10 protein-coding genes, 1 tRNA gene, 1 other RNA gene and 3 pseudogenes are annotated in these 13,155 nt (G+C 65.6%); 9 read left to right on the top strand and 6 right to left on the bottom strand.

What is annotated here, in order from left to right:
* On the bottom strand, positions 1-714 hold a 714-nt coding region (locus AC1KVE_RS20055), incomplete at its 3' end, for a cysteine peptidase family C39 domain-containing protein (RefSeq protein WP_481092942.1).
* Positions 715-1,145: 431 nt separating this feature from the next.
* Between AC1KVE_RS20055 and AC1KVE_RS20050 the strand changes: the two are divergent.
* Both AC1KVE_RS20050 and AC1KVE_RS20045 read left to right on the top strand, forming a co-directional pair.
* Positions 1,146-1,457: pseudogene (locus tag AC1KVE_RS20050) on the top strand (integrase core domain-containing protein); the annotation flags it as partial.
* Positions 1,458-1,506: 49 nt separating this feature from the next.
* Positions 1,507-2,569: pseudogene (locus AC1KVE_RS20045) on the top strand (IS3 family transposase).
* On the opposite strand, the pseudogene AC1KVE_RS20040 reads toward AC1KVE_RS20045, so the two are convergent.
* Positions 2,477-3,751 (bottom strand): annotated as a pseudogene (locus AC1KVE_RS20040) (tyrosine-type recombinase/integrase). The pseudogenes AC1KVE_RS20045 and AC1KVE_RS20040 sit on opposite strands and share 93 nt — an antisense overlap.
* Before the next feature lie 151 nt (positions 3,752-3,902).
* Positions 3,903-3,979 (bottom strand) — tRNA-Arg (locus AC1KVE_RS20035).
* Between the two features lie 228 nt (positions 3,980-4,207).
* Here AC1KVE_RS20035 and ubiA point away from each other — a divergent pair.
* On the top strand, positions 4,208-5,113 hold the full coding sequence (gene ubiA / locus AC1KVE_RS20030; protein ID WP_104623547.1) for a 4-hydroxybenzoate octaprenyltransferase: 906 nt from the start codon (positions 4,208-4,210) through the stop codon (positions 5,111-5,113).
* 116 nt (positions 5,114-5,229) lie between these two features.
* Here ubiA and AC1KVE_RS20025 read toward each other — a convergent pair whose 3' ends face one another.
* Positions 5,230-5,955: a ComF family protein gene (locus AC1KVE_RS20025; protein ID WP_481092943.1), complete on the bottom strand. Its 726-nt coding sequence runs from the start codon at positions 5,953-5,955 to the stop codon at positions 5,230-5,232.
* A 49-nt stretch (positions 5,956-6,004) separates the two neighbouring features.
* Between AC1KVE_RS20025 and bioB the strand changes: the two genes are divergently transcribed.
* The 5 genes from bioB (at position 6,005) to bioC (ending at position 11,242) form a co-directional block, all read left to right on the top strand.
* Positions 6,005-7,039, top strand: a complete 1,035-nt coding sequence (bioB, locus tag AC1KVE_RS20020) for a biotin synthase BioB (RefSeq protein ID WP_481092944.1) — start codon at positions 6,005-6,007, stop codon at positions 7,037-7,039.
* A 97-nt stretch (positions 7,040-7,136) separates the two neighbouring features.
* Positions 7,137-8,342: an 8-amino-7-oxononanoate synthase gene (bioF, locus tag AC1KVE_RS20015; RefSeq protein WP_481092945.1), complete on the top strand. Its 1,206-nt coding sequence runs from the start codon at positions 7,137-7,139 to the stop codon at positions 8,340-8,342.
* A gap of 236 nt (positions 8,343-8,578) precedes the next feature.
* Complete coding sequence (gene bioH, locus AC1KVE_RS20010) at positions 8,579-9,340, top strand: pimeloyl-ACP methyl ester esterase BioH (RefSeq protein WP_481092946.1); 762 nt, start codon at positions 8,579-8,581, stop codon at positions 9,338-9,340.
* Between the two features lie 43 nt (positions 9,341-9,383).
* The gene (locus tag AC1KVE_RS20005) at positions 9,384-10,166 is read left to right on the top strand and encodes an SDR family oxidoreductase (protein WP_481092947.1); all 783 of its coding nucleotides are present in this window, start codon (positions 9,384-9,386) and stop codon (positions 10,164-10,166) included.
* A gap of 191 nt (positions 10,167-10,357) precedes the next feature.
* Positions 10,358-11,242: a malonyl-ACP O-methyltransferase BioC gene (bioC, locus tag AC1KVE_RS20000; protein ID WP_039517288.1), complete on the top strand. Its 885-nt coding sequence runs from the start codon at positions 10,358-10,360 to the stop codon at positions 11,240-11,242.
* A 169-nt stretch (positions 11,243-11,411) separates the two neighbouring features.
* Here the strand turns inward: bioC and AC1KVE_RS19995 are convergent.
* A non-coding RNA gene (locus AC1KVE_RS19995) (sX9 sRNA) lies at positions 11,412-11,487 on the bottom strand.
* A 101-nt stretch (positions 11,488-11,588) separates the two neighbouring features.
* On the opposite strand from AC1KVE_RS19995, the gene lpxO reads away from it, so the two are divergent.
* Entirely contained in the window at positions 11,589-12,494 is a 906-nt protein-coding gene (gene lpxO, locus AC1KVE_RS19990) for a lipid A hydroxylase LpxO (RefSeq protein ID WP_016903250.1), read from the top strand.
* Between the two features lie 204 nt (positions 12,495-12,698).
* Here lpxO and AC1KVE_RS19985 read toward each other — a convergent pair whose 3' ends face one another.
* Positions 12,699-13,118: a nuclear transport factor 2 family protein gene (locus AC1KVE_RS19985; protein WP_104569214.1), complete on the bottom strand. Its 420-nt coding sequence runs from the start codon at positions 13,116-13,118 to the stop codon at positions 12,699-12,701.
* Between the last annotated feature and the right edge of the window lie 37 nt (positions 13,119-13,155).

The following is a 13,155-nucleotide window of genomic DNA, read 5'->3' as shown; positions in this document are numbered from 1 at the left end:
CTCCACGTCAATCTTGCTGGTGGTGTGGGCGAAGACGTAGGTGCGTAATCCGGACAGCAGCACGTCGAACACCGCCATCGAGACCAGCCCGATCGCGATCACGTCCAGCGTGGTCAGGCCGTTGTGCACCAGCACCTTGTCCATCACCACTTGATAGAACAGCGGTGTGATCAGCGCGAACAGCTGGATGAAGAACGAGACGATAAAGACCTCGAGCATCAACTTGCGGTACTTCACCACTGCGGGAATGAACCAGCTGAAGTCGAACTTGGCCAGGTCGCCAAGCACCGAAGCCCGCGAGGCCACCTGCAGCAACCGCCCCTGGTAACGTGCTTCGAACTCGGCGGGCGAGATGGAGCGCGGCCGCTTTTCGACCAGATCGTGGATCAGGATCTGGTCCGCCCCGACCTTGGCGACGATAAACGCGTCGCCATCCGGCACCAGGGCCAGGGCCGGTAACGCCGCCATGCCGATCCGTACGGCCGGCTGGGCAACGACTTTGGCTTTTAGCCCCAGTTGCTTGGCTGCCAGCAGCAGCGTGGTTTCGTCGAACGGCTCGCCGCCTCGTCCGAACCCATGCGCCAGCTGCACCGCGTCCGCGGCAACGCCATGAAATTGCGCCAGCAGGACCAACCCCTGCAGCCCCAGATCCGGCCGGTCTTGCACCGACGAGCCGCCCTCGACTAACGAGAGCGACGCACTTCCCCCTGACATACGCGTTCCTTGCTGAGAGCCCAAGCCGGCTCAAGTGGTGGAATAGAATCAGGGGACGTTAAGAAGCTGTCAACCGCCGGCATCTCTGCTTTGCGATTGAATCCTGACGCTCTAGAGCCACCTGCACGTCAACACCCTCATATAACGACTTTAGTATCGACGAGTTATGAGGGCGATATCTGGCGGTCCGTGCACCTGGATATTCTTATTGCCTAACGGCATCCTAGCCCGCCTGGCCTTACTGGAAACGGTTCCGGAGGGTCCTGCTATCCGGCTGAGCTATCACGGCCTGCACATGCGTTCCGGCCAGGTGGCCCCAGCGCCGCCTGATCTTGGCATTTGCTCACGGTCCGTAGAACTCCACAATTCGTTTTTTGAAAGACCGGCAACTCCTCACTCGAAACTACTCAATACAAACGCCAATGGTCGACCTGATCCGCACCGACAACGGCAAGGAGTTTTGCGGTAAGGCAATGGTCGTCTGGGCGCATGCACGTGGCGCGCAGTTGCGGCTGATCCAACCAAGCAAGCCAAACCAAAACGCCTACGTCGAATCCTTCAACGGCCGGCTATGCGATGAAAGCCTCAACGAGCACTGGTTCCCGACGTTGCTGCATGCGCGCACCGAGATCGAACGCTGGCGACGCGAACACGACGAGGACCGACCCAAGAAAGCAATTGGCGGCATGACGCCGTCCGCTTATGCCCAACTGATCCACCCCCTAAGAACAGGCGCATCGTAGAGTAGAGACTTTGCCGATATGGCCCCCCGTCATCACGAGAAGTCAAGCGATGAAGAAGTCACGGCTTACCGAGGAGCAGATTGCCTATGCGCTCAAGCAGGCCGAGTTGGGGGATGGCGATCGGAGAGATTTGTCAGAAGATGGAAATTGCCGAGGCTACGTTCTACGTCTGGCGCAAGACGTACGGTGGTCTGGGCCCCTCTGAGCTCAAGCGATTGCGGCTACTGGAAGAGGAAAATCGGAAGTTGAAGCAGCTGGTGGCAGACCTGAGCCTGGATAAGGCGATGCTGCAGGAAGTCGTTACAAAAAAGATCTAAGGCTTGCCCAGCGACGCACCTGGTAAGCCAGCTCCGTGAGCGCTTTGGGGTAAGCGAGCGGCATGCGCTGCGGATCATGGCGATATCGCGCTCGGCGTTTTCCTACAAGGCCAAGGCGCGCGATTTCAGCGCCATTCGTCAGCGGATGCGCGAGATCACCCAGACGCGCGTGCACTACGGGTGTGAGCGCGTTTTTGTTGTGCTGCGTCGCGAAGGATGGCGGGACAATCACAAGCGCGTCCACCGCATTTATGAGGATGAAGGCCTGTCTTTAAGGCATTGCAGGCCGCGCCGCAGTCGCAGCGCACGGCGACGTCAACCGCTGAAGATGGCCACTGCACCGAATGCACTATGTGGCATGGACTTCGTGAGTGATGCACTGTTCGATGGTCGCCGTTTCCGGTCGCTGACGGTGGTGGATCACTTCACGCATGAGTGCCTGGATATCGTTGTTGACCAATCATTGAAGGGCGACGACGTCGCCGATGTGATGACGCGACTGGTGGCGCAGAGAGGCAAGTCTGCGGCCATCAAGATGGATAACGGGAGTGAGTTTGCCGGCAAGGTCATGGATCGGTGGGCGTATGAAAACGGGGGAGGGAGCTGGACTTCTCCCGGCGTGGCGCACTCACCGATAACGCCTTGGTGGAAAGCTTCAACGGATGCCTGCGGCAGGAGTGTCTCAACGCGCGTTGGTTCTTGTCACTGGCCGACGCACGGAGCAAAATCGAACAGTGGCGACGCGTCTATAACCAGGAGCGACCGCACAGGGCACTGGCGAAGATGTGTGCGTAATCTTCTAAATAGATAGTCAGCCCACGCCTGCATCATCTTTCGGCGATTGGTGAGATGAGCCGTGCGGTTGTATGCCTGCCGTTTGGGTCACGTACCGCATGCGCAAGCTGGTGTTTCGATGTAATCGGGGCAGAAGCCAAGCACCTCATCCAGGATCGTACGAGCCATCGCACGAAACCCGTGGCCGGTCATCGTCCTGGAGTCGAATCCCATACGCCTCAAGGCAGCATTTATGGTGCTATCGCTCATCGGCCTTCCCTTCCCATGAAGACTAGGGAATACGAACTCACTGCTTCTGGTGACTGGCTGAAGCTCACGAAGGACCTCAACTGCTTGGGAGGCAAGCGGCACAATGTGGGGAACACCTGTCTTAGTGGCGACGTAACGCCACTCACCAGCTGCAAGATCGATATCTGCCCACTTGGCTGTCCGCAGCTCGCCTGGCCGCGCGAAGACCAGGGGTGCAAGCTTTAGGGCAGCGCGTACAACAAGACTTCCTTCGTACCCCCACAAGGCCCTCAGCAGGGGTGCCACCGCAGCAGGCTCCGTCAGGCTGGCGAAATTCTGCACCCTCGGGGTCTCTAGCGCGCCAAAAAGATCGGCAGCCGGGTCACGCTCAGCCTTGCCTACGGTGATGGCGTATCGAAACACCATGCTGGCAATACCCCGAGCGCGATGAGCTGTCTCAATGGCGCCACGCATTTCTATCTTACGCAGGACAGCTAGAAGCTCCGGCGCAGAGATCTCAGCGATAGGCCTATGCCCTAGATAAGGGTTGAGGTCCTTTTCGACGATCCTGCCATTGCGCTTCATCGTCAGGATGGAGTTCTTCTTGCCATGCAGGTTCAGGAACTCTGCAGCGACAGCTGCAAAGCTGAGCTGAGACCGATCAACGCGAACCAGCCGGTCGACCTTGCTCTTCTCAGCTGGGTCGATGCCTGATCGAAGGATTTTCCGTGCCTCCAAATGCTGCGCTCGCGCCTTCGCCAGGCTGACCTCTGGGTAGATCCCCAGTGCCAAGCGTTTCTCCCTACCGCCGAATCGATACTTCCATCGCCAGAGCTTGGCACCCTTCGGCGAGATCTCGACGTATAAGCCGCCACCATCGAACAGTCTCACGGGCTTGGTGGCCGGCTTTGCACTACGTACTGCTGCGTCACTTGGGGGTATGGGGGCATCCATATCCGTGCTGGGGGCTGGTGCCCCCATCTATGCCCCCGATCGGCCTGGATTTCAATGGATTAGGGTGGACCTTGCAGGACTGGCAGGCAACAAAAAACCCCCGATCTCTCGGGGGTTTTGGACTTTCTTGGATGTCCCTGAAGGGTTCATCTGGTGCGCCCGGAGGGATTCGAACCCCCGACCAATGGCTTCGGAAGCCACTACTCTATCCGGCTGAGCTACGAGCGCCTGGCCGGGCATTATGCCAGAACCACCGCCGCGCGCGTGACACCGGCGACAGGGAGTGCCGAACGGCCGGACACCGCGGCATTGCCGATGGAGCCCAGTCCGGAGCCAGCGCCGGCGCGGAGGTACCTGGCGCGAGCTCGCGCAGCCGTCCGGAAGGCTGGACGATGCCTAGCTCGATCGTCACCCAGCGCATGACCGCAGCCAAGCCGCGCTGCTACCCTTTGCAGCATGAGCAAGCATGGTGTTGAACAGCTGCCGACAGCGCCCGCGCTGACCTGGCCACAGCGACTGGGGCAGTACTGGACGTTGGTCCGCGGCGATCGTCCGATCGGCAGCCTGCTGTTGCTGTGGCCCACCTGGTGGGCGTTGTGGCTGGCCGCCGGTGGCCTGCCGCCGCTGTGGACACTGTTCGTGTTCACCGCCGGGGTCTGGCTGACCCGCTCGGCCGGCTGCGTGATCAACGACTATGCCGACCGCTGGCTGGACCCGCATGTGGAGCGCACCAAGTCGCGCCCGCTGGCCACCGGCGCGGTGTCCGGGCGCGAGGCGCTGTGGGTGTTCGTGGTGCTGATGCTGGTGGCATTCGCGCTGGTGCTCACGCTCAACTGGCTGACCGTGGCCCTGAGCGTGCCGGGCGTGTTCCTGGCCGCCAGCTATCCCTATCTCAAGCGCCACACCCACCTGCCCCAGGTCTATCTGGGCATGGCCTTCGGCTGGGGCATCCCGATGGCCTTCGCCGCAGTGCAGGGCAGCGTGCCATTGCTGGGCTGGCTGCTGTACGCGGCCAACATCCTCTGGGCCACGGCCTACGACACCTGGTATGCGATGGTCGACCGCGAGGACGACATCCGCATGGGCAGCAAGTCCACCGCCATCCTGTTCGGCAGGTTCGACCTGATCGCGCAGTGCCTGCTGTATGCATCGATGTTTGCGGCACTGGCGCTGGTCGGCCTGCGCGCCAGTCTCGGCATCGCGTACTGGGCCGGACTGGGCGTGGCCGCACTGCTGGTGGCCTACGAGTTCCGCCTCGCCCGCCACCGCGAACGCGGCCCGTGCTTCCGCGCCTTCCTGCACAACAACTGGGTAGGCTTGGCAATCTTCGTCGGCATCGCCGCGGCGCTGGCAGTGCGCTGACGCGCACACAGGTCAATCGCCTCGGCTTAAGCCCCTCTCCCAGCAGGAGAGGGATTGGGGTGAGGGTACGGGCGAAGCCCCCATGCAGCAGCTCGCAACCCCCAGCCCACCAGGCCTCACGGCACCCGCGCGCATACCCACGCATCCACCCGCTGCACACCGGCCCGATGCAGGGCCTGCGCCGCCGCATGCAGCGTCGCACCGGTGGTCATCACGTCATCCACCAAGGCCACATGCGCGGGCAAGGCGCCACGCGCGACAAAGGCCTGGCGCAGATTGCGCTGACGCTCGGCTGCATCCAGCTCCGATTGCGGCGCGGTCGCGCGGACCCGGCGCAGCAATGGCAGGCAGGGCAGCCGCAGCGCGCGGCCGAGCGGTCTGGCCAGCTCCAGCGCCTGATCGTAACCACGCTGGCGCAAGCGCTGCCGGTGCAGACTCACCGGCACCAGCGCCTGCGGACGCGGCAGGCCTGCGCAACGTTTGGCCATCAACTCGCTGAGCAAGCGTCCGGCGGCCAGGTCCTGATGGAACTTGAAACGCCGCAGCAAGCCATCCACCGGCCAGCGATAGGTGAAACACGCATGCACGCGTTGCAGCGGTGGCGGGTGCTGCAGGCATTGCCCGCACAGCAGCGCGCCACCGCAGGCGTACAGCTGCGTTGCGCAACGCAGGCAGGCGTGCCCGTGATCCGGCAATGCGGCGCGACACGACGGGCACAGATCGCAGTCGGCGCTGCCGGGTTCCGCGCACACCAGGCACAGGCTCGGCAGCAGCAACCGCAACAGCCGGCGCGGCCACCTGTAAACCGAGTTGACCTCTTCGAAGTTGACAGCCTCTTCCATGCTCACCAGACTGCCTGGCTTCCAAGCCGCTGACTGTCAGGAAACCCCGATGTCTGTTGTCATACGCCATGACTGGGATCGCAACGAGCTGCAGGCGCTGTTCGATCTGCCGTTTCCGGAGCTGCTGCACCGCGCCGCCAGCGTGCATCGCGCCCATTTCGATCCGGCGCAGGTGCAGGTATCCACATTGCTGTCGGTCAAGACCGGCGGCTGCCCGGAAGACTGCGCGTACTGCCCGCAGGCGCAGCGCTACGACACCGGCGTGACCGCGCAGAAGCTGATGGAGACCGAAGAGGTCGTCGCCAAGGCACGCCAGGCCAAGGCCGCCGGAGCCTCGCGCTTCTGCATGGGCGCGGCCTGGCGCTCGCCCAAGGAGCGCGACATCCCCAAGGTCGCGGCGATGATCCGCGAGGTCAAGGCGATGGGCCTGGAAACCTGCGCCACGCTCGGCATGCTCGACGCCGGCCAGGCACGCGCGCTCAAGGACGCCGGGCTGGACTACTACAACCACAATCTGGACACCGCGCCGGATTACTACGACTCGATCATCCACACCCGCCAGTATCAGGACCGCCTGAACACGCTGGAGCACGTGCGCGATGTCGGCCTGAAGACTTGCTGCGGCGGTATCGTCGGCATGGGCGAAACCCGCGAGCACCGCATCGGCCTGCTGCTGGCGCTGGCCACGCTGCCGGCGCATCCGGATTCGGTCCCGATCAACCAGCTGGTCCAGGTCGCCGGCACCCCGCTGCACGGCACCCAGCAACTGGACCCGTTCGAGTTCGTACGCATGATCGCGGTCGCCCGCATCACGATGCCGCGTTCGATGGTGCGCCTGTCCGCCGGCCGCGAGGCGATGAGCGACGAACTGCAGGCGCTGTGCTTCCTGGCCGGTGCCAACTCGATCTTCTACGGCGAAAAACTGCTCACCACCGGCAACCCGGACACCGAACGCGACCAGGCCCTGTTCCAGCGCCTGGGCCTGCGCCCGATGCAGATCACCGTCGACGCCCCCGACCACGATCACCCCGGCACCGTGCATGCGGAAATCACCCGCAGCACGGCCTGCGAGCACGCCGCCTAACCGCGAATCGAACGTCCCGCACCGGTCGTCGGTACCGGCTGGGCGTGCCGGGCGCGGCAGGCTACGCTAACGCCCCCTTCAGCCGTTGAACGCCCCCATGGCCCGCCCCGATCTGCACGAACGGATTTCGTCGCTGCGCACCTTGCGCGTGGCCCAGGAACGGGTGCGGGTGCGGCGGCTGGTGGGCCGTCGCGATGGCGTGCGGCTGGAAGTCGATGGCCGCTGGCTGACCGGTTTCTGCTCCAACGACTATCTGGGCCTGTCGCAGCAGTTCGAAGTGGTCGCCGCGTTGCAGGACGCCGCCGCGCGCGATGGTGCCGGCGCCACCGCCTCGCATCTGATCTGCGGCCACCACACCGCGCACGAAACGCTGGAGCGCGAGATCGCCGAGTGGCTCGGCTATCCGTCGGCGCTGCTGTTCGGCAGCGGCTTCATCGCCAACCTGGCGGTGCAGCAGGCCTTGCTCAGCGAGGACGACGATGTCTGCGTGCAGGACCGGCTCAACCACGCCAGCCTGCTCGATGCCACACGCCTGGCCGGCTGCCGGTTGCGCCGTTATCCGCACATGGATGTGGAAGGCGCGATGCGTCAGCTCAAGGGCTCGCCCGAGGGCGCGGCGATGCTGGCCAGCGATGGCGTCTTCAGCATGGATGGCGATGTCGCGCCGCTGCGTGCGTTGAGCCTGGTGGCACGCATGCAGCAGGCGCTGTTCTATGTCGACGACGCACACGGCGTGGGCGTGCTCGGCCCGCAGGGGCGCGGCTGCGTTGCCGATGCCGGACTGGGCGTGGCCGAAGTGCCGCTGCAGTTGGTGACGCTGGGCAAGGCGCTCGGCGGCTATGGCGCGGTGGTGGTCGGCGATGCAGCGCTGGTGCGCCATCTGGCCGAAACCGCGCGCCCCTACATCTACACCACCGCGTTACCACCGGCGCAGGTCGCTGCGACGTTGGCGGCCGTGCGACTGGCGCGTCGCGACGATTGGCGGCGCGCCAAGCTGGTCGAGTCGATCGGCAGTTTCCGCGATGGCGCACGCCGGCATGGCTTCGAGCTGATGGCCTCGGATACGCCGATCCAGCCCCTGCTATGCGGCGAAGAAGCCACGGTCATGGCGATGTCCGCAGCGCTGGAACAGGCCGGCTTCCTGGTCGGCGCGATCCGCCCACCCACCGTGCCCGAAGGCAAGGCGCGTCTGCGTGTGACCCTGTCCGCGCTGCATACGCCGCAGCAGGTGCAGGCCTTGATCGAGGCCATCGTGCAGGCACGCGATGTGGTCAGCCGGCAACCGCTGCGTGCGTCTGCCTGAGGGCGACGATCCAGACGGTTGCGCAATAGCCGCGCGGCGGCAGCCGGTGCTCGACGTGGCAGTGTCCGCGTCGCTGATGTTGCCGGATCGCTACTGTCGGTGCGGTCCTGCGCGTCCGCAACCGGCTTGGCGTGCCGCGCTGATCGGCTCCACGCGCAGCGCAGGCTGACGCAAGACACCTTGCGCCGCACACGCCGACCCATGCGCCGGTCAGCGCCATCAGCGACAATCCCCGCATGCATATCGATGTCATCGGCCACGGGCCTGCGCTGGTTCTCCTGCACGGTTGGGCGTTGCACGGCGGCGTGTTCGCGCCACTGGTGGAACGCCTGGCCGCGCAGCATCAACTGCATCTGGTGGATCTGCCCGGGCACGGTTTCAGCCGCGACGACAGCACGCCGCTGGCGCTGCCGGATGTGGTCGCCGGCATCGCCGCCGCCACGCCGCCGGCGGTGTGGGTGGGCTGGTCGTTGGGCGGGCTGTTCGCGCTGCATGCCGCGGCCACCCAGCCCAAGGTACGCGGGCTGGCGATGATCGCGGCCACGCCGCGTTTCGTGCGTGGCCACGATTGGTCCGACGCCGTCGAGCGTGAGGTATTCGTGCAATTCGGCCAGGACCTGGCGCGCGACTACCGCGCCACGCTGGAGCGGTTTCTGGCGCTGGATACGCTGGGCTCGGCGCATGCCCGCAGCGAGTTGCGCAGCCTGCGCGAGACGCTGGTGGCGCGTGGCGAACCGGCCGCCGAAGCACTGCAGCAAGGCCTGCAGCTGCTGGAACGCAGCGACCTGCGCCGCGCGCTGCCGCAACTCGCGCGCCCCAGCCTGTGGATCGCGGGCCAACGCGACCGGCTGGTGCCAGCGGCCGGCATGCAGGCTGCCGCCGCGCTGACGCCGCACGCGCAGGCACTGACCATCGCCGGTGGCGGGCACGCACCGTTTCTTGGCCATGCCGATCAGGTCGCCGAGGCGCTGCAACGCTTCGTTGCGTCCGTGCCATGAGCGGATCGTCGATCATGCGGCATCGCTGATCGAGGACACACGCATGGATCTGGGAATCGCCGGGCGCTGGGCACTGGTCTGCGCCGCCAGCAAGGGCCTGGGGCTGGGCTGCGCACGCGCGCTGGCCAGCGAAGGCGTCAACGTGGTGATCGTCGCGCGCGGCCGCGATGCCCTGGAGCAATCCGCCCAGGCATTGCGCGCACTGCCGGGCGCCGGCGAAGTGCGCAGCGTGGTGGCCGATATCACCACCCCGCAGGGACGCAGCGATGCGCTCGCCGCCTGCCCGCAGCTGGATATCCTCATCAACAATGCCGGTGGTCCACCGCCCGGCGATTTTCGCCAGTGGGAACGCGACGACTGGCTGCGCGCCCTGGACGCCAACATGCTGGCGCCGATCGAACTGATCCGCGCCAGCGTCGATGCGATGCGCGCGCGGCGCTTCGGCCGCATCGTCAACATCACCTCCAGTGCGGTGAAGGCGCCGATCGACATCCTGGGCCTGTCCAATGGCGCGCGCGCCGGCCTCACCGGCTTCGTCGCCGGGCTGGCGCGCAGCACGGTGGTCGACAACGTCACCATCAACAATCTGCTGCCCGGCCAGTTCGCCACCGACCGCCTGCGCGGCAACTTCGCGGCGATCGCGCAACAGCAAGGCAGCAGCGCCAAAGACGTCGCCGAGCGCAAACGTGCGGGCATTCCCGCCGCACGCTTCGGCGAGCCGGACGAATTCGGCGCGGCCTGCGCGTTCCTGTGCAGCGCGCAGGCCGGCTACATCACCGGGCAGAACCTGCTGATCGACGGCGGCAGCTATCCCGGCACGTTCTAGGGCGCCTCGGCCACGCGGCGAGTGGTGGCGACCGCCGCGGACATCCGGTGGGTGTTTGGCCAAGCCCCGTTGAACCCTTGCCGCTCGCCGCGCAGCCATCGGCAGACCGAACGTCTGCAGACTCGCCAGGCCGATGCCAGGCCATCCATCGATTCCCTCCGCCCCGGCCACAGGCGACAATAGCGTCGCTCATGAATAGTACTTTCGACCCCCGCCACGTCCGGCGCGCCTTTGCGCGTGCCGCCAGCAGCTATGCCGCCGCCGCCGCGCTACAGCGCGAAGCCGAAGCGCGCCTGCTCGAATCGCTCGACTACCTGGGCGACCAGGTGCCCAAGGTGGTGCTGGATGTCGGCGCCGGCCCCGGCCATGCCAGCGGCGCGATCAAGAAGCGCTGGCCCAAGGCGCAGGTGATCGCGCTGGACCAGGCCATGCCGATGCTGCGCCAGGCGCGCAAGGCGGCGGGCTGGTGGAAGCCGTTCGCGCAGGTCTGCGCCGATGCACGCGCCTTGCCGGTGGCCGACGGTAGCGTGGACGTGATCTTCAGCAACCTGTGCCTGCAGTGGGTGGAAGACCTGCCCGCGGTATTTGCCGGTTTCCGCCGCGCGCTGCGGCCAGGCGGCTTGTTGCTGTGCTCCACCTTCGGCCCGGAGACGCTGATCGAGCTGCGCGAGGCCTTCGCCCAGGCCGACCCGGCACCGCATGTCAGCCGCTTTCCGCCGATCGCCCAGTTCGGCGATGCCTTGCTGATGTCCGGCTTCCGCGACCCGGTGCTGGACCGCGACCTGTTCACGCTGACCTACAGCGACCTGCCTGCTCTGATGCGCGAGCTACGCGCGATGGGCGCCACCAACGCACTCAGCAATCGCCGCGCCACCCTGACCGGACGCGGCCGTTTTGCCGCCGCCAGCGCCGCCTATGAGCCCTTGCGGCGGCCGGACGGCACCCTGCCCAGCTCCTGGGAAGTGATCTATGCCCACGCCTGGGCACCGGCGCCGGGCGCGCCCATCCGCGAGCAGGGACACGATGTCGCCAGCGTCCCTGTGGCCTCGATCCCGATCCGCCGCCGCATCGACTAGCGGCGGTGCAGATCGCCGGCAGCAACGCAGCCGTTGCCGGCGGGACACACAGTTTTGCGACGGCACCAATGCTGACCTGTCAGGCTCGGTCACGACACCCGGTAGAATTCAGCAGTCAATGGCCGCATGTTCCTGTTGCGGCTTGCCTTTTCGACGCCTGAACCGGCGTGGCTAGCAAAACGCAGCACGCAGCCGTCAGGTGGCTGCAGACGGTGCGCAGAAATCTGCATGTACGCGTGGTACATGCCGGTTCCGAGTACCGGCAGCGCCCCCGCCCGGCTGCTGCACTGACGTTTTGATAGCCGCTCTTAGGTTTGCGGCCCCCGTCCCCCAATCGGCCTTCCCAATGTTGAAGTGGCTCATCATCGCGCTGTTCATCGCATCGGCGCTGTACATCCATTACCGCGGTCGTGTGCGGCACCGGCTCAGCCGGCAGCTGCTGGACCATTCCACCTTCATGGCGCCGATCAACACGCTGATGTATCTGTGTTCGCGCGTGCCGACCACGCCGTTCATCGATCCCGGCAAGGAATTTCCGGAGCTGGCGCCGCTGCGCGCCAACTGGCCGCTGATCCGCGACGAAGCGGTGGCGCTGCAGCAGATGCAGAAGATCCGCGCTGCCGACGGCTACACCGACATCGGCTTCAACTCGTTCTTCCGCCGTGGCTGGAAGCGCTTCTATCTGAAGTGGTACGGCACCGCCCACCCGTCGGCGTCCGAACTGTGCCCGCAGACCACCGCGTTGCTGAAGTCCATCCCCACGGTCAAGGCTGCGATGTTCGCCGAGTTGCCGCCGGGCAGCGAACTGCGCCCGCACCGCGACCCGTTCGCCGGGTCCATGCGCCTGCACCTGGGGCTGGCCACGCCCAACGACGACCGCTGCTTCATCGATGTCGACGGACAGCGCCACAGCTGGCGCGATGGCGAGTGGACGATGTTCGACGAGACCTACATCCACTACGCGCGCAACGACACCGACCAGGACCGCATCATCCTGTTCTGCGACATCGAGCGCCCGATGCGCTGGCGCTGGGCCGCGGCGGTGAACCGCTTCGTCGGTCGCAGCCTGCTCTCGGCCGGTGCCTCGCCCAATCAGGAAGGTGACAAGACCGGCGGCATCAACCGCGTGTTCCGCTATTTCTATGCCGCGCGCCTGAAGGCCAAGGCGCTGAAGGAACGCAACAACCCGCTGTACCAGACGCTCAAGTGGGGCATCTTCATCCTGGTGGTGGTCGGGATCGTGTTGCTGTAACCCCCACCCACCCACGTAGGAGCGCACCTGGGCGCGACCAGGCATCGCCGGTAACGCCTCATCGCGCGCAAGCGCGCTCCTACATAGGCACAGCTCCGGCCGCAACACCGCACCAATCACGTAGGAGCGCACCCGGGCGCGACCGGCATTGCCGGTAACGCCTTATCGCGCCCGGGTGCGCTCCTACCGTGCCGGTCGATGCGCTCAGCGCGACACCTGCGCGATCCATTCCTGCAGGTTGTAGTAGTTGGTGACGCGGGTGATCTTGCCGTCGCGCACATCGAAGAACGCACCGCCCGGCAGCACATAGGTCTGCCCGTTGGCTTCCGGCAGGCCTTCGTCGGTGGTGTGGTAGACCCCGTGCACCACGTACTCGGCACCGACCCGGGTGCCATCCTCGTTGGCGGTGATCACGATGTCGCGCAGCTGCTCGCGGTAGCTGTCGTTCATGCGCTGCAGGAAGGCGGCAAATTCCGCCCGGCCGATCTCGCGCGGCCCCTGGTTGAGGTCGTGCGCGACGTCCTCGGCCAGGAACGCCAGCATGGCGTCCCAATCGCTGCGGTTGAATGCCGCGTAATAGGCCTGGACCAGGCCGGTGGCGTGTTGCCGATTGCGCTCGCTCATGCTCGAACCTGCCGCTGGGAAAGCCGCATCATAGAGC

It is taken from the genome of Xanthomonas sp. NCPPB 2864, assembly GCF_056675615.1.
Note: the sequence above shows the minus strand (reverse complement) of the source record. Positions and strands in the feature narration are given on the sequence as shown.

Bases quoted from the DNA above. Each gene is read 5' to 3' on its own strand.
- ubiA (WP_104623547.1), top strand. From the start codon at position 4,208: ATGAGCAAGCATGGTGTTGAACAGCTGCCGACAGCGCCCGCGCTGACC.
- AC1KVE_RS20025 (WP_481092943.1), bottom strand. From the start codon at position 5,955: ATGGAAGAGGCTGTCAACTTCGAAGAGGTCAACTCGGTTTACAGGTGG.
- bioB (WP_481092944.1), top strand. From the start codon at position 6,005: ATGTCTGTTGTCATACGCCATGACTGGGATCGCAACGAGCTGCAGGCG.
- bioF (WP_481092945.1), top strand. From the start codon at position 7,137: ATGGCCCGCCCCGATCTGCACGAACGGATTTCGTCGCTGCGCACCTTG.
- bioH (WP_481092946.1), top strand. From the start codon at position 8,579: ATGCATATCGATGTCATCGGCCACGGGCCTGCGCTGGTTCTCCTGCAC.
- AC1KVE_RS20005 (WP_481092947.1), top strand. From the start codon at position 9,384: ATGGATCTGGGAATCGCCGGGCGCTGGGCACTGGTCTGCGCCGCCAGC.
- bioC (WP_039517288.1), top strand. From the start codon at position 10,358: ATGAATAGTACTTTCGACCCCCGCCACGTCCGGCGCGCCTTTGCGCGT.
- lpxO (WP_016903250.1), top strand. From the start codon at position 11,589: ATGTTGAAGTGGCTCATCATCGCGCTGTTCATCGCATCGGCGCTGTAC.
- AC1KVE_RS19985 (WP_104569214.1), bottom strand. From the start codon at position 13,118: ATGAGCGAGCGCAATCGGCAACACGCCACCGGCCTGGTCCAGGCCTAT.